We start from the raw sequence: 21,057 nt of genomic DNA, 5'->3' as shown, positions 1-21,057 counted from the left end.
TTCATCGGCACGCGGAGAGCGCGCACGCTTCTCAGTGTACGTCTGAGATCCGTTGTTCATGACAAGGCTAGAAATCATGGCTGTATCCAGTATGTAGATGCTGAAGAGTCGGCTCGTTCAATGGCTTGAACCCCTCGCCTCTCTTGAGTACCCCAATGTGGGTGCGACCACCTACCGTTGGGATCCCGCGGGCGAATCGTTGCATGCCGGACTGGGTGTTTACAAGAAGCTCTACTAGTTCGACCGCGTACTGTGTGGACAAGTTCCCGAAATCGATGTCTGCCGCATGTGAATCCCAAGGCAGAGTCGGTGAAGACTGTTCAGTTACATTAATTTCAAGCCCCTCAGGCAATGCGATGCCTGCAGCGGCGAGAGCGTCCGATACGTCCTTGAGAACCTTCTCACGCTGATCTGCCATGGCAGAGGCTACTTGCCGGGTGGCTGTATAGACCAGGCTGTAATCCACACCTTTCGTGAGACGCTCAACATAGTTAGCCATCCCTCCCCAGCACATCCCGGCGTGGTTGCCATTTGTGAACTGTTCGTCAACAGACTCTTCACGGACATCAATCCGAAAAACTTTTAGGTGCTCATCGTCTGGACCATAGCCAGCTGCTATGAACTGAAGAGTCGGAAGGAATGCACGCTGATCTGCGGGGACATGAGAAAACTGCCTGTCCCATTCCGCTTTGAAGTGAGCATAGAAGGCGTTTACTACAGCCTCGGTAGTTCTGTATTGAATTCCTTTCTGACCTCGACGGAATCTCTTGACCTGCTCCGCGATCGTCACTCCTCCCAGAATAGCCAGACCGGCAGTGACAGCTGCAACGGATACATCATCTCCTCCGCTTCCTTCCTCGTGAACGCAGAACATCTTGCTGACACCACCAAACACTGTAGTCGCAACCTGCGTCACCTTATCCATACTAATCGAAAGGAGAAAATTCCCTTCCGCATCAAGAATGTAATTGCCGGTAGCATCCTTCGCATACTCATGCTCGAACGGGAAAATTACGTTTTCTACAATGCTAGACAAACTGTCGCACCCCAAGACAATGCTGTCGTAAGTTGCGAGCGCAATATTGATTGTCAAATCCATCTCCTTGGACGAAGCGATCCCGGCGGCACGCCAGAAAAAGGTCTCTAATCTCTGCTTGCTGCCCTGCCATGTAACACGGCGGATAGTACTGCTCGATGGCATCAGGTGCTACTGCCCCCGTGGCCCTCCCAGCCGGTGCTACCATCGTCAGAGGCCCCGGATTGGCCGGGGCTGCTAAGGAGAAAAAGGATGAGCGAGGAAGCAGTGTCAGTGGATATGAAACTTGTTGAGGCAATCTACACCCAGGCTGTCGCGCGCGCGATTGGTGACATGAAGGAGGACGTCTCCTTCGATGCAATCCTCGAGCGTTCAATTGAGGCCGCGAAGGTGATGAACAAAGCGTATCGCGCACGCCAGAATCAGGGGATGGACAACTGGCTTCGGACCCTCCCCACCATGAAGTGAAGGCCGCCTGCCAACCGACCGCCCCAACGGCCGGTGCTACATCAGGCCATCAATGACGATCCGATCATGGTCGACACGGACGCTCTCCCAAACCAGCACGACCGAATTGAGACGCTCACGCTGACAGAAGCGCAAGGCACTAACGAGGGGCTGCACACCAATCGCCGGGAGCGCAGTCGCGACAACCTGGTGGAATGGACGCCACGGCTGCGAAGTGCATGGGATGCCGCGATCGCGCGCAGCGAGTCCATCATCGAGCGCCACAGCCTGCCAGTGCAGCTGCGCGCTGACCAGCGCCACCTATTCCTTGCTGAGCATAGCGAATCTCTGCAGAAGACCAGCCTGGACAGCACTTGGCAGCGCTTCATCCAACTCGCCATCATCACCGCAGACAGGCAGGTTGCCCTGGGCGTCACAGACGCCATGATGAAGGTCTACGATAAAAGCGTTCCTCGGGTGAAGCCGTCCGGGTCAACCTAGTTCTTAGCCACTAGGTGGGCGCCACCACCAGTTCGACCGATAGATGACGTCCTTCATTTTCGCCGGCGCATCTCGCCATTCCCAGAGCTCCCACATGATTCGCTTGGCACTTCTATCAGGCGGATAGTGGTAATAGGTGTGTTCATCCAGCTGCGAGAAGACAACGTCGGTGACATAGGTCGTATAGGTGCTCTCGCGCACAGAAGCCAGTTTTGCGGCGATGTTGGGTGCGCGCCCGATCCAGACAAGATCGTTATTCCGGCGAATCCCCGTTCTTGCGACAAACACTTGACCGGCATCTATCCCGGTACCATGGTTAATAACTATTCCGTTTTCCGCGAGGTGGCCGTACTTGGAGAATTTCGGCCTTAGAACGTGGATTACGGTCCAGTTGATCTGAAACGCAGCCTTTGCCGCCCTGACGCACTTGTCGTCTCCGATGAAGACCCCCATGACGCGATCCCCGTCGAAACTGCGGATGTGACCGCCGTGGTACCGAATAATTCGACAGCTTGTAGCCAGGAAAGCCTTCGCTATCTCGGCAGCCAACCACGCAGGGAGAGTCATGGCAATTCTGGTGGACTCAGCGAGGTCAGCATAGAGCATCGCAACATCTAGCTTCACTGCCCCAGAACCTAGCGCGACGTCTTCCGCTTCTGGGACGTCTCTACCTTCGCGGGGAGACCACGAAGTCGCCAGTACGCCATCTACCTCAGCCTCGATGCCTTCCTTCAGTCCCATGTGCAAATCCTTTTGCCTTAGGCGGCGATTGAGATTGAGAGCAACGAAACAACCCACGGAACGATAGACGCAAGTAGCCATCCGAACGCCCGGCGAAGATGCTTGTACTTGGTAGTCAGGATTGAAGAGTTCCTCCAAACCTGGTGAGCAATCTCCACGGCAAGGTCTCGATCAGATACGTCGAGCAACAGCCGCGCGTATTCCGTGGACGTGAGTTTTGCAACATGCCCGAAGAAGATGGTTGACTTACCGGCCGGATCGACATTTGGGAATGCCGCCCGATAGATGGCGAGGTAGGACAGGCCAGAGAACAAGGAGAAGGCCATGGTCAGGATCACTAAGGCGGCTCCTGCGTGGGCTGCCTCCGGCCACTTGGAGAAAAGAACGCCTGACATTGCTGTGTTTACACCCAACAGCACCGCAAGCATTGTATCCACGCGAGGAAAGATGCTCAGCACTACCTGAAGATGCGTCCAAGCTCTTTGTGATGACTCCATGTCGCGTCCACCCTGATCTTTGCCGTGAGATTCTGACTCTCACAGCGCGCATTGCAACTACTCTGCGGGTCGTTTTACGGAGGGAATTACGGAGAAGACGAAAAAAAGCGCCACTCGGGCGCTTTAAGTCATTGATTGCAATGGTGGGCCGTGATGGATTCGAACCATCGACCAAAAGATTAAAAGTCTTCTGCTCTACCGACTGAGCTAACGGCCCATGCAAGGCCCCGGCCTTTCGGCGGGGTGGGCATTCTACCGTACTTTTCCGGGTGGGGTGAAGCCGGGGATCTACCAGGTTGCCGGCCAGCGGCCGCCACTGCCTCGGCTGCGGGCCTCTAAACCTTTCCGCCACGCGCCGCATCTCACCTGCGACCCTGCCCCGGAGCGATGGATGCGCCTGCCACTGCCGCTGATGCTCGCCCTGCTGCTGCCGTTTGCCGCCGCTGCGGCATCGCCTGCACAGGTGCGGACCGACGACATCGGCCGCTTCTGGGCTACTTACGATGCGGTGCTCACCGAGCCCGATGCCGCGCAGCGTGTGGCCCTGGTGCAGCAGCGCTATATCGAGCCCGGCAGCCCTGGCCTGCATGCGCTGATGAAGGTGCGCAGCTACACCGCCGTCGAATACGCACAAGCAATGCTCGCCTGGCCGCGCTTCTGGGCCTCGGTGCGGCCGCTGACCGCCAACGCCCGGCAGGCCAGCGCTACGCTGGAGCGGGATCTGGCTGTGTTCCGTAAGCTCTACCCCGCCCTGCGCCCGGCCAGCATCACCTATGCGGTGGGCGTGCTGCGCACAGGCGGCACCACGCTGGGCAACCAAGTGCTGATCGGCGCGGAGATGGCACTCGGCGATGCAAGTGTGGATGTCAGCGAACTGCCGGAGCCGTTGCGCAGTCGCCTGCGGATTTTCTACGACAGCGCGCCGGGCGCGAACAACGCGCAGAACAACCTGCATGAGTACGTGCACACCCAGCAGCGCGAGACCACCGGTTCGCTCGCGCAGTACGCGGTGCGCGAGGGCGTGGCCGAGTACATCGCCGAGCGGATCAGCGGCCGCCGCCCGGCACTGCCGCTGTATGCCTACGGGCCGTTGCACGAATCGGAGATCCGCGCTCGCTTCATCGCCGAGATGGACGGCGATACGCTGGACAGCTGGCTGTACAACAATGCCCGCAATCCGTTCGGGGTGAGTGATGCGGGCTACTACGCGGGGTATCGCATCGCGCAGGAGTACATGCGGCAGCAGCCGGATGAGCAGGCGGCGATCGCACGGATGATCGAGCTGGATTACAGCGATCCGGTTGCGGTGCGCGGTTTCATTGAAGCATCGGGTTGGTTGCAGCAGCGGTAGCGCCGGGCCGAGCCCGGCGGGTCAGGCAGTGCGAACCAACGGTTCGCACCCACCACCCACCGGGCGCGGTCAGGCGTACAGCGTCGGGTCGGCCACGCCGGCATCGGCGAAGCCCTGCGCGCGCAGGCGGCAGGCATCGCAGTGGCCGCAGGCCGCGCCGCTGGCATCGGCGTTGTAGCAGGACACGGTCAGGCCGAAGTCCACGCCCAGTCGCACGCCTTCGCTGACGATCTGGCCCTTGCTGAGGAACTGCAGCGGTGCATGCACGGTGATGCCCGCGCCTTCCACGCCCGACTTGGTCGCCAGGTTGGCCAGGGCCTGGAAGGCGGCGATGAACTCGGGGCGGCAATCCGGGTAGCCGGAGTAGTCCACGGCGTTGACGCCGCAGAAGATGTCGTTGGCGCCAAGCACTTCGGCCCAGCCCAGCGCCAGCGACAGCATGATGGTGTTGCGTGCCGGCACGTAGGTCACCGGGATGCCCTCGCCGCCCGCCTCGGGCACGTCGATGTCGTCGGTCAGCGCCGAGCCGCCGATGCTGCGCAGGTCCACGTCCACGGTCTTGTGCACGATCACGCCCTGGGCCTTGGCCACGCGTGCGGCGGCATCCAGCTCGGAGGTGTGGCGCTGGCCGTAACGCACGCTGAGGGCATGCACGGCGAAGCCCTGTTCCTGGGCCATGGCGATGACGGCGGCTGAATCCATGCCGCCGGAGAGAAGCACGACTGCCTTCTTCATGGGTAAATCATCCGGTTGGGGGGAGAAAGCCAGCACGCTGTCCCGCGCCGGAGCTACATCAGGAAACGCTGCGCCGGCTCATCGGCCCGGCTCGTCGTTCCACAGGATTTTATGCAACTGCATCTGGAAGCGCACCGGCAGCCGGTCTTCCACGATCCAGTCGGCCAGCTGGCGGGCAGTGATTTCGCCCTTGCTGGGAGAGAAGAACACCATCGTGCGCTGCACCAGCTGGTGTTCGGCGACCATGGCCTTGGCCCAGTCGTAGTCTTCGCGGTTGCAGATCACGAACTTGATCTGGTCACGCGTGGTCAGCAGCGGCAGGTTTTCCCAGCGGTTGCGCGCGACCTCGGCCGAGCCCGGGGTCTTGATGTCGACCACGCGCGACACGCGCGGATCAACGGCGCTGACGTCCAGCGCACCGGAGGTTTCCAGCGACACATCCAGGCCGGCATCGCACAGCTTCTGCAGCAGCACCAGGCAGCGCTTCTGCGCCAGCGGCTCGCCGCCGGTCACGCAGACGTGGCGCACGCCCTGCGCCTGCACGTGGGCGACGATGTCGTCGATGTCCCACCAGGTGCCGCCGTGGAAGGCGTAGGCGGTGTCGCAGTACTGGCAGCGCAGCGGGCAGCCGGTCAGGCGCACGAACACGGTCGGCCAACCGGCGGTATCGGCTTCGCCCTGCAGCGAGGTGAAGATCTCGGTGATCTTCAGGCGCGGCAGGGGCGACTGCACGATTTCGCTGGGCGTGGCGACGGCGGCGGACGGGGGAACGGCGGTCATGGCAGGGACTTCTTGATGGGACACGTGGCGGGTGGGCTACCGTGGCCGGTAACGAACGCAGCCGGGCATGGCTCGGCTCTACAACAGCAGCCGGTCGGGTATGGCCCGGCGGGTAATGCAAGCCGCCGGGCATGGCCCGGCGCTACCGGATCCGGACGGGTTTGCCGACCCGGAAACGAAAGCAGCCGAGCAAGGGCTCGGCGCTACGGGGAACACATTGTACGCCCGGTCAGCGGATCAGCGGATCTGATTGCCGAGGCGGATCGACTGCAGGCGGTCCTGCGCGGTACGCGCGGCATCCGAGCCCGGGTATTGCGCCACGACGGTCTCCAGCGTCTGCTGGGCCTGGTCGACTTTGCCCTCGCCGTACTGCGAGAGGCCGACCTTGAGCAGGCCGCCAGCGGCCTTGTCGTGGGTGGGATAGCGCGAGAGCAGTTCGCGGAACTGGGACTCGGCCATCGGGAAATTGCGGGTGGCGTAATAGCTTTCGCCGAGCCAGTACAAGGCATTGGGGGCGTAGACGCCGTTCGGGTACAGCTCCAGGAAGCTCAGGAACAGCTGCGCCGAATCATCGTATTTGCCCGCCTTCAATGCGTCGAAGGCCACGTTGTAGGACGTACGCTCGTCACCGGTGACGGCCAGGCTGCCCGGGTCACCATGGACGGAAGGCGGCCGCTCGGAAGTGGCCGCCGCTGCGGGTTTTGCCGGGGCTGCAGGAGCCTTCGGTGCGCTCGCCGGAACCGCAGGCAGGGCCGGGGCGGCAGAGCCCCCTTCCAACCGGTTCAGGCGGCTGTCCAGATCCAGGTACTGGTCCTGGGCGGTCTGCTTGAGCTGGGCGTTGTCGTGCTGGAGTTGCTCGATCGAGGCCTGCAGGCTGGTGACCTGCTGCCGCAGCTGATTGATCTGGTTCAACAGGTCCTGGTTGGCACTGTTGTTGTACATCTGCTGCTCGAGCGAACCGACGCGGTCGGCCAGGCTCTGACGTTGTGCATGCGCCGGTGCGGCAGCCACGAGGGCTGCCGCAACGACCAGCATCAGTTTGATGCCAAGGCGCATGGATTACTGCGCGGTGTAGACGATTTCGACGCGACGGTTCTGCGACCAGCAGGACTCGTTCGACTCGGTGCAGACCGGACGCTCTTCACCGTAGGACACGACGGTCAGCTGCGAAGCCGAGCCACCGTTGGCCTGCAGTGCCGAGTTGACGCCGTTGCCACGACGCTCGCCCAGGGCCTGGTTGTACGCGCGCGAACCGCGCTCGTCGGTGTGGCCCTGCAGGGTGATGCGCGAGGACGGACGGTCACGCAGGTACTTGGCGTGGCAAGCCATGATGGCCTGGAATTCCGGCTTCACTTCTTCCTTGTCCAGGTCGAAGTAGACAACGCGCTGGCGCAGGCAGGCATCGGTGTCCAGGTCGCCCGGGCCGTACAGGCCGGAGGTGGACGGACCGGTCGGGGTGGTGGTCGAGGTGCCCGTATCGACCGGAGCCGGGGCTTCTTCCTTGACCTTCTTCGAGCAACCGGCCAGGACGGCCACAGACAGCAGGGAAACAAGCAGAACGCGGGTGGACTTGTTCATGGCGATACCTTTGTGGCTCCTAAGCCGATGAGGGGTTCAATACAGAGAAAATATTAACACTCTTTTAGCGCTGGGTACGGTATGGGGACCACGCCGGCTCGCGCACATCACCGTCTGCCAGAACCAGGCGCTGGCGCACGCGCGCATCGGCCGAGACGGCGTACAGCACACCACGACCACCCTCACGGGCGGCATACAGCACCATGCTCGCGTTGGGCGCGAAGCTCGGCGATTCGTCCAGCGAACCCGGCGACAGCGTGCTCCAGCGCGGCGAACCCAGCGAGCTGTCCATCATCGCGATCTTGTAGCTGTTGCCCGACCCCTGCGCGACGGCGATCTTCTTGCCGTCGTAGGAGACCGAGGGCTTGGCGTTGTAGTTGCCCTGGAAGGTCACGCGCTCGGCGCTGCCACCACCGGCACCGACCTTGTAGACCTGCGGACGGCCGCCGCGGTCGGAGGTGAAGTACACCGCGCTGCCGTCCGGCGCCCAGGTCGGCTCGGTATCGATGGCGAAGTGGTTGGTCAGCTGGGTCAGCTGCTTGCTGCCCAGATCCATCACGTAGATTTCCGGGTTGCCCGAACGCGACAGGGTCAGGGCCAGCTTGCGGCCGTCCGGCGAGAACGCCGGGGCACTGTTGATGCCGCGGAAGCTGGTGACCAGCTCACGGGCGCCGGTGGAGATGTTCTGGATGTAGATGGCCGAATTGCCACGTTCGAAGCTGACGTAGGCCAGCTTGTTGCCATCCGGGCTCCACGACGGCGACAGCAGCGGCTCGGCCGAACGGACGATGGTCTGCGGGTTGAAGCCGTCCGAATCGGCCACCATCAGCGCGTAGCGCATGGCGTCGCCCTTGCCGCTGGCGGTCACGTAGGCGATGCGGGTCCAGAAGGCACCACGGACACCGGTGATCTTCTCGTAGATGGCGTCGGCCATCTGGTGGGCAACGTCGCGCATGGCATTGCCACGTGCGGTCATCGCCAGGCCCAGCAGGCGCTCGCCCTTGGGCACGTCGAACAGTTCGTACTCGACGCGGTAGGCGCCGGCACCGGCGTCCATGACCCGGCCGACGACGATGTAGTTCTGCTTCAGCGCGCGCCAGGTGGCGAACTGGATGTCACCGCCGCGGGTCGGCTTTTCGACGATCTGCGCTTCGGGCAGCGTGCGGAACTGGCCCGAACGTTCGAGGTCGGCACGGACCACGCCGGCGACGTCGGTCTGCGGAGCACCGGCTGCACCCTGGTAGGGCATCGGCACGATGGTGATCGGGAGGGCGGAGGCATTGCCGCCGATGATGTCGATATCCAGCCCCTTCTGCTGCGCGACGGCAGCAAAGGGCAGCAACAGGGCCGCAAACACGGCAAGCCAGCGAGGCATCTTCTTCATGGAGCGCTCAAATAGGGGGAACCGGAACGAGGGATAGCAAAACGGCAGTGAACCGCTTCGCAATCATGAACCAAGGGTACGTGAATTCCTGGTCAGTGCCAGCCGGGTCTCTCACATGCCGTTAACGTCGCGGCCACCTTTCGTGCGAATGACGCGTCCCAATCATGGCGTGGACGGGCCCGCACGATCCAGAGCTAAAGGCGTCATGGATGACGGGACAGCCCCAAAGGGCTGCCCTGCCCCCGCGCCTCAGCGATCCTGGGCGGTGAACGTGAAGTTGATCGTGCGTGCGAATACCTGCTCGAAACCGCGGTACGGCAGCGGCTGGGCGTTGAGCACGGCGGCCTCGATCGAGCGCTTGCCGGCCTCATCGAACGGGCAGCCGGCGCTGACCGTGGCGCTGCGGACGGTACCGCCCGGCAACTGGTTGATGGTGATCTGGCAGCGTTGGCCCAGCGGCACGCTGTCCGGACGCACCCACTGCGCCAGCACCTTGGCCTGGATGGCCGCCGCGTACTTGGCAGACAGATCATCACTGCTGCCACCACCACCGGCAGCCGGCTGCGCGGCACCACTGGCACCGGCAGCGGCCGTGCCTGCGGCATTGCGCGCAGCGGCGACCTGGCGCAGCTTCTGCTCGGCCAGCTTGGCTTCCTTCTCGGCCTGCTCGCGGCGGGCACGGATGTCGGCGATCTTCTTCTGCTTCTCGGCCTCGGCCTTGTCAGCGGCCAGGCGCTCCTGCTCGGCCTGCTTCTTCTTGGCATCCGCTTCCTGCTGCTTGGCCAGGCGCAGCTTCTGCTCGGCCTCTTCCTGGCGCTTGCGCTCGGTCAGGTCGATCTGCTCCTGGCGGCGCTTGGCTTCCTGCTCCTGCTTGGCCTTTTCCTGCGAGACCGCCAACGCGCTGACCGCGTCCTGGTCCTTGGTATCGGGCTGCGCCACGCGCTCCTGCGCCTGTTGCTGCTGCGGCGTCGGTGCGTCCTGCGGGCGCGGCTCTTCAATCGGCTGCGGCGGCGGGATGGTGTCTTCCGGCACCGGGATCGGCTCGGCCACCGGCGGCGGCAGGTCTTCCAGCTTTTCCGACTGGCGCAGGGCCTGGCGGGCGGCGGCGGCTTCGGACGCGGACAGCGCCAGGCTGGCCTCGACCGAGGGATCGCCTGCGGCGGCATCGGTATTGCGCTGCGGTGACCACAGCCAGGCGCCGATGAAGATCAACGCGACCAGCAGGTGCACCAGCACGGCCAGCACCAGCGGCTGGCCCCAGCCGGGTTCCTGCTTGTGCGGTGGCGGCAGGGCGTCAGCGTGCATCGGTGGCCAGGCCTACCTTGTCCACGTTGGCGCGCTTGATCACGTCCATCGCCGCGATGACCTTTTCATAGGCCACGGCACGGTCGGCGGCGACGATCACGCGCACTCCCTTGTCCTGCGCGGCGATGCCGGACAGGTGGCCCTGCAGTTCCTCGGCAGTGACGGCCGTGGGTTCCTTGGCGTCGGGCAGCTTCAGGCTGAGCTGGCCGTCCTGGCGCACCGAGACGATCACCGGGTCCTGCTTGCTTTCCAGCGCCTTGGCGTTGGAATTGGGCAGGTCGACATCGAAGCTCAGGGTGAGCAGTGGCGCGGTGACCATGAAGATGATCAACAGCACCAGCATGACGTCGATATAGGGAACGACGTTGATTTCCGATTTCAGCTTGCGGCGCTTGCGGCGACCGATGGCAGCGGACATGGCTTGGACTCCCGGGTCTGGCGCTTACTCGTCGCCAGCGCTCTGGCGCTGCAGGATCGAGCTGAACTCGTCGGCGAAGGTCTCGAAACGCACCGACATGCGCTCCACGCGGGTGGTGAAGCGGTTGTAGGCCCATACCGCCGGGATCGCCACGAACAGGCCGATGGCAGTGGCGAACAGCGCTTCGGAGATGCCCGGGGCGACGGCGGCGATACCGGCCTGGGCGCCGCTGCTGATCATGTCGTGCATGGTCACCATGATGCCGAACACGGTACCGACCAGGCCCACGTACGGGGCGGTAGAGCCGATGTTGGCCAGCAGTTCCAGGTTGCGCTCGAGCTGGTCGACTTCGCGGGTGTAGGTGGTGCGCATGGCGCGCTGGGCACCTTCCAGCTGGGCACGGCCATCCAGCCGGCGCTTGTCGCGCAGGCGGGTGTACTCGCGGAAACCGGCTTCGAAGATGGCTTCCAGGCCGCCGACATTGCGGCTGCGGTCGGTGGCCGAGCTGTACAGCTTGCCCAGGTCGGCACCGGACCAGAAGCGGTTCTCGAACTCGTCGGCTTCGCGGGTGGCCTGCTTGAAGATGCGGGCCTTGCGGAAAATGATCACCCAGCTGACGAACGAGCCGACCAGCAGCGCCAGCACGATGATCTTCACCGGCAGGCTGGCCTTGGCCATCAGTTCGAGGTAGTTGATGCCGCCGCCGGTGGTGGCCTGGGCAAGGGTCTGGGTCGCGGCATTGCTGACGTCAGCCGGCAAAGCCTCGGTGACCGTGGCCTGCAGGGCCAGGAGCGTTGCGATCATCCGTTGTTCCTCAAGAGTTCTGTTCGGATTCGGGGTGGAGGTGGGGTTGCAGCGCGGCAAGGACGGCATCGTCCATGCCACGCGGGCGGAAACTGGCCGCGTCCAGTGCGGCGATGCGGACCTGTGCGGACAGCAGCAGCTGGCCGTCGCGCAGGACCTGCTGGTCGAAGACCATGCTGGCCTTCTTCAGCTGGACCAGGGTGGCGCTTACCTGCAGCTGGTCATCCAGCCGTGCCGGCTTGATGAAGTCCATCTGCATGGAGCGCACCGCGAAGACCATGCCGTGCTCGGACCGCATGCGCTCCTGGCCGTAGCCCAGCGCGCGCATCCATTCGGTCCGGGCCCGTTCCATGAAGGCCACGTAGCGGGCGTGGTAGACCACGCCGCCAGCGTCGGTATCTTCCCAGTAAATGCGTGTCGGCCAACTGAATCGCGGTTCAACCGACATCGGGGACCTCGGCAAACAGGTCCTGCGGCGGGTTCTTCGGCTTCAGGCCCATGTGCCGGTAGGCCTTGTGGGTGGCCATGCGGCCACGCGCGGTGCGCACCAGAAAGCCCTGCTGGATCAGGTACGGCTCGACCACGTCTTCCAGCGTGCCACGCTCTTCGGACAGCGCCGCGGCGAGCGACTCGATGCCCACCGGGCCACCGTCGAAGTAATCGACCATGGTCTTCAGCAGCCGGCGGTCAAGCTCGTCGAAGCCTTCCGGGTCGACCTTGAGCATCTGCATTGCGGCCTGGGCCACGGTCTGGTCGATGTGGCCACCGGCCTTGACCTGGGCGTAATCGCGCACGCGGCGCAGCAGGCGGTTGGCGATACGCGGGGTGCCACGCGCGCGGCGCGCGATCTCCCCTGCCCCGTCGGCGGTGCAGTCGATGGCCAGGATCGCGGCCGAGCGGCGCACGATGCGGGTCAGTTCTTCGACGCTGTAGAACTCCAGGCGCTGGACGATGCCGAAGCGGTCGCGCAGCGGTGCAGTCAGCAGGCCGGCGCGGGTGGTGGCGCCGATCAGGGTGAACGGCGGCAGGTCGATCTTGATCGAGCGCGCCGCAGGGCCCTCGCCGATCATGATGTCGATCTGGAAATCTTCCATCGCCGGGTACAGCACTTCTTCCACCACCGGCGACAGGCGATGGATCTCGTCGATGAACAGCACATCGTGCGGCTGCAGGTTGGTCAGCAGCGCGGCCAGATCGCCGGCCTTCTCGATCACCGGGCCGGAGGTCACGCGCAGGGCCACGCCCAGTTCGTTGGCGATGACGTGGCTGAGGGTGGTCTTGCCCAGGCCGGGAGGACCGAAGATCAGGACGTGGTCCAACGCATCGCCACGACCCTTGGCGGCCTGGATGTAGATCTCCATCTGCTCGCGCACCGGCACCTGGCCGAGATAGTCGGCAAGTCGCTTGGGTCGGATGCTGGCGTCGGCGGCGTCATCCTCGCGGGTGGCGCCGGCGGCGATGATGCGGTCGTCGGTCATGTGCTGATTATGCGGTAAAAGTACGGGTTTCGGCCGGGCTGCGCCCGGCACCCGCTACATGCAACGTCAACGTCAACGTCAAAAGCGGGTTTACTGCGGGATGGCGGGGTGGGTCCGGTTGCGGGGGGCGCTGCAAGTACGTCCATGTAAGCTCGGTCGCCGCATCCATGCGGCTCACGCCCCCGCAACCGGACCCACCCCGCCTTCGACAGATCTCCGCGATCTGTCTGAATGGCATGGTCTGCTCCTGGTGGTTGTCGACCTTGGTCGACACGGTAGATCCACGCCATGCGTGGATGGAGCTGGATGACACGGACATGGGGTCGGATCCCTTTTCCTGTGGAAAAGGGATCCGACCCCGCGCGGTCAGATCTCCACCTGCGCGCCCAGCTCGACCAGGCGGTTGCCCGGAATCCGGAAGAAGCCCGTCGCCGGGGCGGCGTTCCGGTGCATCAGCGCGAACAGCTTGTCGCGCCAGATCGGCATGCCGCGGTTGGCGGTGGCGACGATGGTCTCGCGGCTGGCGAAGAAGGTGGTGTCCATCGGGTCGAAGTAGATGCCACCGTGGTCGCACGAGCGCATCAGCGCCAGCGGTACGTCGGGGGTCTCCATGAAGCCGAAACGCACGTAGACCCGATAGAACTCATCGCCCACCGATTCGATCTTCAGGCGCTGCCCTTCCGCCGCGTACGGCACCGGCAGGGTCACCACGTGCAGGAACACGTTGCGCTCATGCAGCACCTTGTTGTGCTTGAGGTTGTGCATCAGCGCATGCGGGGCCACGGTCGGGTCGGCGGTGAGGAACACCGCGGTGCCGGGTACGCGTACCGGCGGCGCCAGCATCAGGCCCGGCAGGAAGGTGTCGATGCGGATGCCGTCCTTGCGGATCTCGTCGCGCAGCAGTTCGCGGCCACGGCGCCAGGTGCGCATCATGGTGAACAGGAAGATGCCCAGCACCACCGGGAACCAGGCGCCCTGCAGCAGCTTGGCGCCGTTGGCGATGACAAAGCCCAGATCGATGATGAAGAACACCACGCACAAGGGCAGGATCCAGTTGCGTGCCTTGGGCCACAGCGAACGTGCAACCAGGGCCAGCAGCAGGGTATCGATCAGCATGGTGGCCGACACCGAGATGCCGTAGGCCACGGCCAGGTTGGACGAGCTGCGGAAGGCCAGCACCAGGCCGATCACCATCACCGCGATGCCCCAGTTGATGCCGGGGATGTAGATCTGGCCGATGGTGTCGTGCGAGGTGTGCTTGATGCGCATGCGCGGGATGTAGCCCAGCTGCATGGCCTGGCGCGAGACCGAGAACGCACCGGTGATCACCGACTGCGAGGCGATCACCGCCGCCATCGTGGCCAGGATGATCATCGGGTACAGCGCCCACGACGGCACCGCCTCGAAGAACGGGTTCTTCACCGCCTCGGGATGGTTGAGCACCAGCGCGCCCTGCCCCAGGTAGTTCAGCACCAGGCAGGGCAGCACGAAGAAGTACCAGGCGTGGCGGATCGGCTTGGCACCGAAGTGGCCCATGTCGGCGTACAGCGCCTCGCCACCGGTCACCGCCAGCACCACCGCGCCGAGGATGAAGATGCTGTGCCAGCCGTGCTCCATGAAGAAGCGGATCGCCCACCACGGGTTGAATGCCTTCAGCACTTCCGGCGCGTCGACGATGTTGTAGATGCCGATCGCGGCCAGCGAAATGAACCAGATCGAGGTGATCGGGCCGAACAGCTTGCCGATCTTCGCGGTACCGAAGCGCTGCACCGCGAACACGGCCAGCAGCACCACCACGGTGATCGGCACGATGAAGGCATGCAGCCCCGGCGCGGCAACCTCCAGGCCTTCGACCGCACCCAGCACCGATATCGCCGGGGTAATCACCCCATCGCCGAAGAACAGCGAGGCGCCGAAGATGCCGAGGATGCCGACCACGTAGGCCGAGCGCGACCCGTTGCGCAGCGTGCGCTGGGTCAACGCCATCAGCGCCATGATGCCGCCCTCGCCGTCATTGTCGGCGCGCATGATAATGGTCACGTACTTCAGGGTGACCACGATGTTCAGCGCCCAGAACGCCAGCGACAGCACGCCCAGCACGGTGTCGTGGTCGCTGTTGAGCCCGTAGTGCGGCGAGAACGCCTCCTTCAGGGTGTACAGCGGGCTGGTGCCGATATCGCCGAAGACCACGCCGATCGCACCGATGATCAGCGCCAGGCCCCCGGCGGGGGGAGCGTGACCATGGCCACCATGGGCGGCGGTGTGCGGGGTTTGACTGCTGGACATGGGGCTCCTGGCGAAGCTCAGGGTGTAATGGGAAAGGAAGCGGAGCGGCTCAGCGCAGCGCCGACTGCAGGGCCTTGCGGATGACAGTGGCCACTTCGTCGCCCTCGTTGAAGGCCTCGCGCGCCATCCGCGCCGCCTCGGCGGGCTTGTAGCCCAGCTGCTGCAGGGCCACGGTGGCATCGGACAGCGGATCGGCCGGGGCCGGGCCACTGCCGGTCGGCAGAGCGCCACCGGCACCGAACTGCGCCGCGCGGTCGCGCAGTTCCAGCACCATGCGCTCGGCGGTCTTCTTGCCGATGCCGGGGATGCGGGTCAGCGCGGTGATGTCACCGGCCTGGACCATGCGGGCGAATTCTTCGACGGTGACCCCGGACAGCACGGCCAGCGCGATCTTCGCGCCGATGCCGCTGACCTTCTGCACGTCGCGGAACAGGCGGCGCTCGCCTTCGCGCAGGAAGCCGTACAGCGAGACGCTGTCTTCCTTCTGCGAATAATGAGTGTAGAGCGTGACCTCACGGCCCAGCTCGGGCAGGTCGTAGAAGGTGCTCATCGGCGCCTCCAGCTCGTAGCCCACCCCGTTGACGTCCACCACAAGCCACGGCGGCGCCTTGTAGGCGACGATTCCGCGCAGTCGACCGATCATTGCGTGCAGCTCCTCATTTGCGGCCCCACGCCTGGCGGGCAGTCAGCCCCAGGCGGTTGGCCGTTGCCCTTACGTGGGCATGGGTGATGGCCACGGCCAACGCGTCGGCCGCGTCGGCCTGCAGCTTGGTTTTCAGGTTGAGCATGAGCCCGACCATGTGTTGAACCTGTTGCTTTTCGGCGCCGCCACGACCGACCACCGCCAGCTTGATCTCGCTGGCAGCGTATTCGTGCACCGGCAGGTCGCGCAGCACCACCGCCGAAATCGCCGCGCCACGGGCCTGGCCCAGCTTCAGCGCCGAATCGGGGTTGCGCGCCATGAACACCTTTTCGATGGCCACTTCCTGCGGCTGGAACTGCAGGCACAGCTCGGCCAGGCCCAGCACCAGCAGCTTCATGCGCTGCGGGAAGTCATCGGCGCCGAGCAGCACCAGCGGCTGGTGATGCACGTGGCTGACCCGGCCGCTGGCATCGACATCGATGATGCCGACCCCGGTCCGTTGTGAACCCGGGTCGATGCCAAGAATGCGGGTCATGCGGCACACGCGCGCAGGCCGCTGATCCGGGAAGGACGCATGCGGCGGTGATGGCTGGAAACGTCTGGGGTCATCATGGTCCGCATTGTCCGCTCACCGGCCGCCAAAGGCGACCGGCGCAGCGTCCGTTCAGGCGTAGGCGTCCGCGCCGAGATCGGCGTTGGAGTACACGTCCTGCACGTCGTCGAGGTCTTCCAGCATGTCCAGCAGCTTCTTGACCTGCAGGACGGTATCGCCCTCGACCTTGATGTCGTTGTCGGCACGGAAGGTCAGCTCGGCATGATCCGGCGTGCGGCCAGCCGCCTGCATCGCATCCTTGACTGCGTGGAAGCTGTCCGCGGCGGTGAGCACGTCGATCGCGCCATCCTCCGGGTAGACCACGATGTCATCGGCACCGGCCTCGATGGCCGCTTCGGAGATGGCGTCCTCATCGGCGCCGGCGCCGTAGTGCAGCACGCCCACGCGCTTGAACATGAAGCTGACCGAGCCTTCGGTGCCCATGTTGCCGCCGCACTTGCTGAACGCATGGCGGACGTCGGCCACGGTGCGCACGCGGTTGTCGGTCAGGCAATCGACGATGACGGCCACGCCACCGGGCGCGTAGCCCTCGTAGCGGATCTCTTCGTACTCGACGCCTTCCAGTTCACCGGTGGCCTTTTTGATGGCGCGCTCGATCACGTCCTTGGACATGTTCGCGGTCAGCGCCTTGTCCACGGCCACACGCAGGCGCGGGTTGTTGTTGGGGTCGCCTCCACCGCCGCGGGCGGCCACGCCGATCTCACGGATGATCTTGGTGAAAATCTTGCCGCGCTTCGCGTCAGACGCGTTCTTGCGGTTCTCGATGGAGGGGCCTCTACCCATGGGTCTTTCCGTACGTGCGTTGATGGATAAGGCCGCGGATTCTACCTGATCGGGCCCGCTGACCGTGTCGAGGACGGATGGATGCCGCCGGGGGTGGCCCGGCGAGAGCGTGCGAACCAACGGTTCGCACCCACCAAGGCAGGGCGGTAGCGCCGGGCCATGCCCGGCGAACCGCCTTACGCGGCGGCGGCGTCCCGGCCATGGTCGAACTGGCCATGGCGGAGGAAATGCGCGGTCTGCCGCGCGGCATCGGGTGACACCACCAGGCCGCTGTGGCTGGTACGCACCACGCAGTGGTCGGCCAGGCCCGGCAGGCGGGTCTCGGCCAGCGCCACGGTACCGTCGGAATCGTCATCGAGCGCCCCGAGCAGGCTGCCCAGCCCATGCGGCACCGAGCCGGCGATCAGGCCCACCGCGGCCTTGCCCTGCCAGTCCGGCAGCCCGTCCAGCAGCAGTTCGCTGCTGCGGCCCAGGGCCAGGCCCCAACCATGTTCGGACAACGAGCGCGCAGTGCCGCTGCCCCGCAGTGGCGAGCCCAGGCAGACCACGCGCTGCACGGGCAACTGCGGCTGCCGGCGCAGGGCTTCCAGCGCCAGCAGGCCACCCAGGCTGTGCCCGACCAGCGACAGCGGGCCTGCATCTGCCAGCCGCTCCAGCAACTGCGGCACGGCCACATCGGGGCCGCCAAATACGGACGAGTAGCCAAAGGTATGGACCTGGAAGCCACGCGCGCGCAGGCGCCAGGCCAGCGGCCCGACCCAGGCACGGGCATTCCAGATGCCATGCAACAACAGAACGGGGGGAGTCATGTGCAACAGCCTGGCGGTCAGCGGGGCGGAACTACGGTGATTGAACACAAGCCAGGGGCAAGCGGTGGTGAACGCTTTCAGGCCGGATGCGGCAGACGGCGCAGGATGAACTCAAGATCGTTGGTATCGCCCACCGGGAACAGGTACTCGCCGGCCTTTTCAAAACCATACCGGGCGTAGAAGCGCTGCGCGCCGAAGTTTTCCGACCACACGCCCAGCCACAGCGTGCGCGGGCCGTCGTGCTCCAGCCAGGCCAGCGCGGTTTCCAGCAGGCGGCTGCCCCAGCCGCAGCTCTGCTGCGTCTTGATCAGGTACAGGCGCTTGAGCTCACCGTCACCGGGCTTCACGTCCGGATGCGGCAACCCACAGGGGCCGGCGGCGGCATGGCCGACCGCCTCCCCGTCCAGCTCCAGCAGCCACACCGCGTAATCGGGGTGGGCCAGGATCGTGCGCTGGCGCTCGACCGTGTAGGCCTCGTCGATGAAGTCCTGCAGGTCCTGCGGCGGATACAGGTGGCCGAAGGTTTCGGTGAACGTGCGTGCGGCCAGCGCCGACAGGGTCGGCGCGTCGTCCACAGTGGCGCGGCGGATCGAATACATGGGTCGAGTTGACGTCAGGACCACGGTTCGGGTCAAGCCCGCTCCGCCGGTTCCTTGTCGTCGTCTTCCTCTTCCTCTTCTTCGTATTCCTCGTCGTCCTCTTCTTCCTCGCCGTCTTCCTCTTCTTCGCCTTCCTCGTCCTCGTCGTACTCTTCCTCTTCGTCGTCTTCGTAATCCTCGACGCCGAAGTCTTCACCGTCCCAGCGGCCTTCGCCGTCGGCGACGAAGGTCAGGGCCATGGCCGACGGGTTGGTTCCGACACGGACCAGCCAACCACCGAAGACACGTGCACGCTCGGTGACCAGGTTGGCCTCGGAGCCTTCATTGCCCAGCTTTTCCCACTCCAGCGAAAACGCAAACTCGGTCATTGCCTGGATCTCCTGATCAGTTTTTCTTGGGGCGAACCTGGATGTGCACTTCGGCCAGCTGCTCGTCGACGATCGGCGACGGCGCGTCGGTCATCAGATCCTGCGCACCGGTGGTCTTCGGGAACGGGATGACGTCGCGGATCGACTCGGTGCCGGCCATCAGCGCGGCGATGCGGTCGATGCCGAAGGCGATGCCACCGTGCGGCGGCGCGCCGTAGTTCAGCGCGTCGAGCAGGAAGCCGAACTTGGCACGGGCTTCTTCGGCACCGATGCCGAGCAGTTCGAATACCGCGCTCTGCATGTCGGGGCGGTGGATACGGATCGAACCGCCGCCGATTTCATTGCCGTTGAGCACCATGTCATAGCCGCGCGAAACTGCGGTCTTGGCGTGCGCGCGCAGGTCGGCGATGTCGTCCACGGCCGGCGCAGTGAAGGGGTGATGCAGGGCGACGTAGCGCTGCGCTTCCTCGTCCCATTCGAACATCGGGAAGTCGGTCACCCACAGCGGTGCCCAGCCATCGGCAACCAGACTGAAATCCTTGCCGGCCTTCAGGCGCAGCGCGCCCATGAAGTCGGACACCTTGTTGTAGCCGCCGGCACCGAAGAACACGATGTCGCCGTTGCCGGCGCCGACATGGGCGACCAGGGCGGCGAAGCCTTCTTCGCTGAAGAACTTCTGGATCGGCGAGCTGATTTCACCGTTCTCGCCCACCTTGATGTAGGCCAGGCCCTTCGCACCGTACTTGGCGGCATGCGCGGCGTACTCGTCGATCTGCTTGCGCGACAGGCTGGCACCACCGGGGATGCGCAGCGCGGCGACGCGGCCATCGGCGTCATTGGCAGCAGCAGTGAACACCGGGAATTCGCTGGTCTTGACCAGCTCGGCCACGTCCACCAGTTCCAGCGCGATGCGCAGGTCCGGCTTGTCCGAACCATAGCGACGCATCGCCTCGGCCCAGGTCATGCGCGGGAAGGTGGCATCCAGTTCGACGTCGACCACTTCCTTGAAGATGGCGCGGATCATGTCTTCGACGAAGTCCTGCACGTCGCGCTCGCGGACGAAGGCGAACTCCATGTCCAGCTGGGTGAATTCCAGCTGGCGGTCGGCACGCAGGGCCTCGTCGCGGAAGCAGCGCGCGATCTGGTAGTAGCGGTCGAAGCCGGCCACCATCAGGATCTGCTTGAACAGCTGCGGGCTCTGCGGCAGGGCATAGAACTCGCCCGGGTGCATGCGCGCCGGCACCAGGAAGTCGCGTGCGCCTTCCGGGGTGGCCTTGGTCAGGATCGGCGTTTCGATGTCCTGGAAGCCCTTCTCGTCCAGGTGGCGGCGCAGCGCCTGCACCAGCTTGATGCGGGTGCGCTGCATGCGCTGCATCTCCGGACGGCGCAGGTCCAGGTAGCGGTACTTCAGGCGGGTTTCTTCGCCGGGGTTCTCGTGGGCGTGGAACGGCAGCGGCGCGGCCTTGTTCAGCACGGTGATGGCGGTGGCGATCACTTCCACCTTGCCCGTGCGCAGCTTGTCGTTGACCGCGTGGCGGGCACGTACCACGCCTTCCACCTGCAGCACGTCCTCATAGCCCAGGCTGGCGGCCACGGCGAACACTTCGGCGTTGTCGAGCTCCACCGTCACCTGCACGATGCCTTCATGATCGCGGAGATCGATGAAGCAGACGCCGCCCTGGTTACGGGCCACGTCGGTCCAGCCGGCGAGGGTGACAGTCTGGCCAATCAGGGTCTCATCGACCAGGCCGCAGAAGTGGGTACGCATGGGGGGAAAGCTCCGCTGGAGAACGCCGGCGCCTGATGGGGGCCGGAAAGCCTCTTATTCTGCGGCCGAGGCCCCGGCCGGGGCAAATGCGGACGGTCACGCGGGCTTGATCGCCCCCGTCCTTATAGTCGCG

The 21,057-nt window shown here is 64.7% G+C and carries 24 protein-coding genes and 1 tRNA gene; 3 read left to right on the top strand and 22 right to left on the bottom strand.

From position 1 onward, the window contains the following. Nucleotides 1-67: 67 nt before the first annotated feature. On the bottom strand, nt 68-1,201 hold the full coding sequence (locus K5K93_RS17180; RefSeq protein ID WP_222388505.1) for a hypothetical protein: 1,134 nt from the start codon (nt 1,199-1,201) through the stop codon (nt 68-70). An 87-nt stretch (nt 1,202-1,288) separates the two neighbouring features. Here K5K93_RS17180 and K5K93_RS17175 point away from each other — a divergent pair, with 87 nt between their 5' ends. Both K5K93_RS17175 and K5K93_RS17170 read left to right on the top strand, forming a co-directional pair. Then, on the top strand, nt 1,289-1,504 hold the full coding sequence (locus K5K93_RS17175) for a hypothetical protein (protein ID WP_222388504.1): 216 nt from the start codon (nt 1,289-1,291) through the stop codon (nt 1,502-1,504). 66 nt (nt 1,505-1,570) lie between these two features. Beyond that, a complete protein-coding gene (locus tag K5K93_RS17170) occupies nt 1,571-1,984 on the top strand; it encodes a hypothetical protein (RefSeq protein ID WP_222388503.1) in 414 nt (137 codons plus the stop codon). Nucleotides 1,985-1,987: 3 nt separating this feature from the next. Here the strand turns inward: K5K93_RS17170 and K5K93_RS17165 are convergent, their stop codons facing one another. The 3 genes from K5K93_RS17165 to K5K93_RS17155 form a co-directional block, all read right to left on the bottom strand. Continuing rightward, nucleotides 1,988-2,725 carry an adenylate/guanylate cyclase domain-containing protein gene (locus K5K93_RS17165; RefSeq protein ID WP_222388502.1) on the bottom strand — a complete coding sequence of 246 codons (738 nt, stop codon included), beginning with the start codon at nt 2,723-2,725 and terminating at the stop codon, nt 1,988-1,990. Between the two features lie 17 nt (nt 2,726-2,742). Then, complete coding sequence (locus tag K5K93_RS17160; RefSeq protein WP_222388501.1) at nt 2,743-3,183, bottom strand: Pycsar system effector family protein; 441 nt, start codon at nt 3,181-3,183, stop codon at nt 2,743-2,745. 180 nt (nt 3,184-3,363) lie between these two features. Next, nucleotides 3,364-3,439, bottom strand: a tRNA-Lys gene (locus K5K93_RS17155). A 174-nt stretch (nt 3,440-3,613) separates the two neighbouring features. Between K5K93_RS17155 and K5K93_RS17150 the strand changes: the two genes are divergently transcribed. Further along, nucleotides 3,614-4,573 (top strand): DUF2268 domain-containing putative Zn-dependent protease, encoded by a 960-nt coding sequence (locus K5K93_RS17150; protein WP_222388500.1) that lies wholly within the window; start codon nt 3,614-3,616, stop codon nt 4,571-4,573. Nucleotides 4,574-4,642: 69 nt separating this feature from the next. Here the strand turns inward: K5K93_RS17150 and queC are convergent, their stop codons facing one another. The 18 genes from queC to aspS form a co-directional block, all read right to left on the bottom strand. Then, complete coding sequence (gene queC, locus K5K93_RS17145) at nt 4,643-5,308, bottom strand: 7-cyano-7-deazaguanine synthase QueC (protein WP_032975132.1); 666 nt, start codon at nt 5,306-5,308, stop codon at nt 4,643-4,645. Between the two features lie 78 nt (nt 5,309-5,386). Beyond that, nucleotides 5,387-6,088, bottom strand: a complete 702-nt coding sequence (gene queE / locus K5K93_RS17140; protein ID WP_025874666.1) for a 7-carboxy-7-deazaguanine synthase QueE — start codon at nt 6,086-6,088, stop codon at nt 5,387-5,389. Nucleotides 6,089-6,325: 237 nt separating this feature from the next. Next, entirely contained in the window at nt 6,326-7,144 is an 819-nt protein-coding gene (gene ybgF / locus K5K93_RS17135) for a tol-pal system protein YbgF (protein WP_025874667.1), read from the bottom strand. Between the two features lie 3 nt (nt 7,145-7,147). Next, complete coding sequence (pal, locus tag K5K93_RS17130) at nt 7,148-7,666, bottom strand: peptidoglycan-associated lipoprotein Pal (RefSeq protein ID WP_089236555.1); 519 nt, start codon at nt 7,664-7,666, stop codon at nt 7,148-7,150. A gap of 64 nt (nt 7,667-7,730) precedes the next feature. Continuing rightward, nucleotides 7,731-9,050, bottom strand: a complete 1,320-nt coding sequence (tolB, locus tag K5K93_RS17125) for a Tol-Pal system beta propeller repeat protein TolB (protein ID WP_222388499.1) — start codon at nt 9,048-9,050, stop codon at nt 7,731-7,733. A gap of 249 nt (nt 9,051-9,299) precedes the next feature. Beyond that, complete coding sequence (tolA, locus tag K5K93_RS17120; RefSeq protein WP_222388498.1) at nt 9,300-10,355, bottom strand: cell envelope integrity protein TolA; 1,056 nt, start codon at nt 10,353-10,355, stop codon at nt 9,300-9,302. Further along, complete coding sequence (gene tolR, locus K5K93_RS17115; protein WP_025874671.1) at nt 10,345-10,773, bottom strand: protein TolR; 429 nt, start codon at nt 10,771-10,773, stop codon at nt 10,345-10,347. Before tolR ends, tolA begins: the two co-directional genes overlap by 11 nt. A gap of 24 nt (nt 10,774-10,797) precedes the next feature. Next, on the bottom strand, nt 10,798-11,577 hold the full coding sequence (gene tolQ / locus K5K93_RS17110; RefSeq protein WP_025874672.1) for a protein TolQ: 780 nt from the start codon (nt 11,575-11,577) through the stop codon (nt 10,798-10,800). A gap of 10 nt (nt 11,578-11,587) precedes the next feature. Then, the gene (ybgC, locus tag K5K93_RS17105; protein ID WP_032975136.1) at nt 11,588-12,025 is read right to left on the bottom strand and encodes a tol-pal system-associated acyl-CoA thioesterase; all 438 of its coding nucleotides are present in this window, start codon (nt 12,023-12,025) and stop codon (nt 11,588-11,590) included. Beyond that, entirely contained in the window at nt 12,015-13,055 is a 1,041-nt protein-coding gene (ruvB, locus tag K5K93_RS17100; protein WP_025874674.1) for a Holliday junction branch migration DNA helicase RuvB, read from the bottom strand. Before ruvB ends, ybgC begins: the two co-directional genes overlap by 11 nt. Nucleotides 13,056-13,421: 366 nt before the next feature. Beyond that, the gene (locus K5K93_RS17095; RefSeq protein ID WP_033831825.1) at nt 13,422-15,341 is read right to left on the bottom strand and encodes a potassium transporter Kup; all 1,920 of its coding nucleotides are present in this window, start codon (nt 15,339-15,341) and stop codon (nt 13,422-13,424) included. 49 nt (nt 15,342-15,390) lie between these two features. Next, the gene (ruvA, locus tag K5K93_RS17090) at nt 15,391-15,984 is read right to left on the bottom strand and encodes a Holliday junction branch migration protein RuvA (RefSeq protein ID WP_006386266.1); all 594 of its coding nucleotides are present in this window, start codon (nt 15,982-15,984) and stop codon (nt 15,391-15,393) included. Nucleotides 15,985-15,997: 13 nt separating this feature from the next. Next, nucleotides 15,998-16,519 (bottom strand): crossover junction endodeoxyribonuclease RuvC, encoded by a 522-nt coding sequence (gene ruvC / locus K5K93_RS17085; RefSeq protein ID WP_093818726.1) that lies wholly within the window; start codon nt 16,517-16,519, stop codon nt 15,998-16,000. Nucleotides 16,520-16,648: 129 nt separating this feature from the next. Continuing rightward, on the bottom strand, nt 16,649-17,380 hold the full coding sequence (locus K5K93_RS17080) for a YebC/PmpR family DNA-binding transcriptional regulator (RefSeq protein ID WP_032975140.1): 732 nt from the start codon (nt 17,378-17,380) through the stop codon (nt 16,649-16,651). Nucleotides 17,381-17,556: 176 nt separating this feature from the next. Beyond that, nucleotides 17,557-18,189: an alpha/beta fold hydrolase gene (locus K5K93_RS17075; protein ID WP_025874679.1), complete on the bottom strand. Its 633-nt coding sequence runs from the start codon at nt 18,187-18,189 to the stop codon at nt 17,557-17,559. 77 nt (nt 18,190-18,266) lie between these two features. Further along, nucleotides 18,267-18,788 (bottom strand): GNAT family N-acetyltransferase, encoded by a 522-nt coding sequence (locus tag K5K93_RS17070; protein ID WP_032975141.1) that lies wholly within the window; start codon nt 18,786-18,788, stop codon nt 18,267-18,269. A 32-nt stretch (nt 18,789-18,820) separates the two neighbouring features. Next, on the bottom strand, nt 18,821-19,156 hold the full coding sequence (locus tag K5K93_RS17065) for a DNA primase (protein ID WP_132824389.1): 336 nt from the start codon (nt 19,154-19,156) through the stop codon (nt 18,821-18,823). Nucleotides 19,157-19,172: 16 nt separating this feature from the next. Beyond that, on the bottom strand, nt 19,173-20,924 hold the full coding sequence (gene aspS / locus K5K93_RS17060; RefSeq protein WP_222388497.1) for an aspartate--tRNA ligase: 1,752 nt from the start codon (nt 20,922-20,924) through the stop codon (nt 19,173-19,175). Nucleotides 20,925-21,057: the final 133 nt, after the last annotated feature.

It is taken from the genome of Stenotrophomonas sp. DR822 (assembly GCF_019793815.1).
Taxonomy (GTDB): domain Bacteria; phylum Pseudomonadota; class Gammaproteobacteria; order Xanthomonadales; family Xanthomonadaceae; genus Stenotrophomonas; species Stenotrophomonas indicatrix.
The sequence above is the reverse complement of the archived record's forward strand: the minus strand, read 5'-3'. Positions and strand labels throughout refer to the sequence as shown.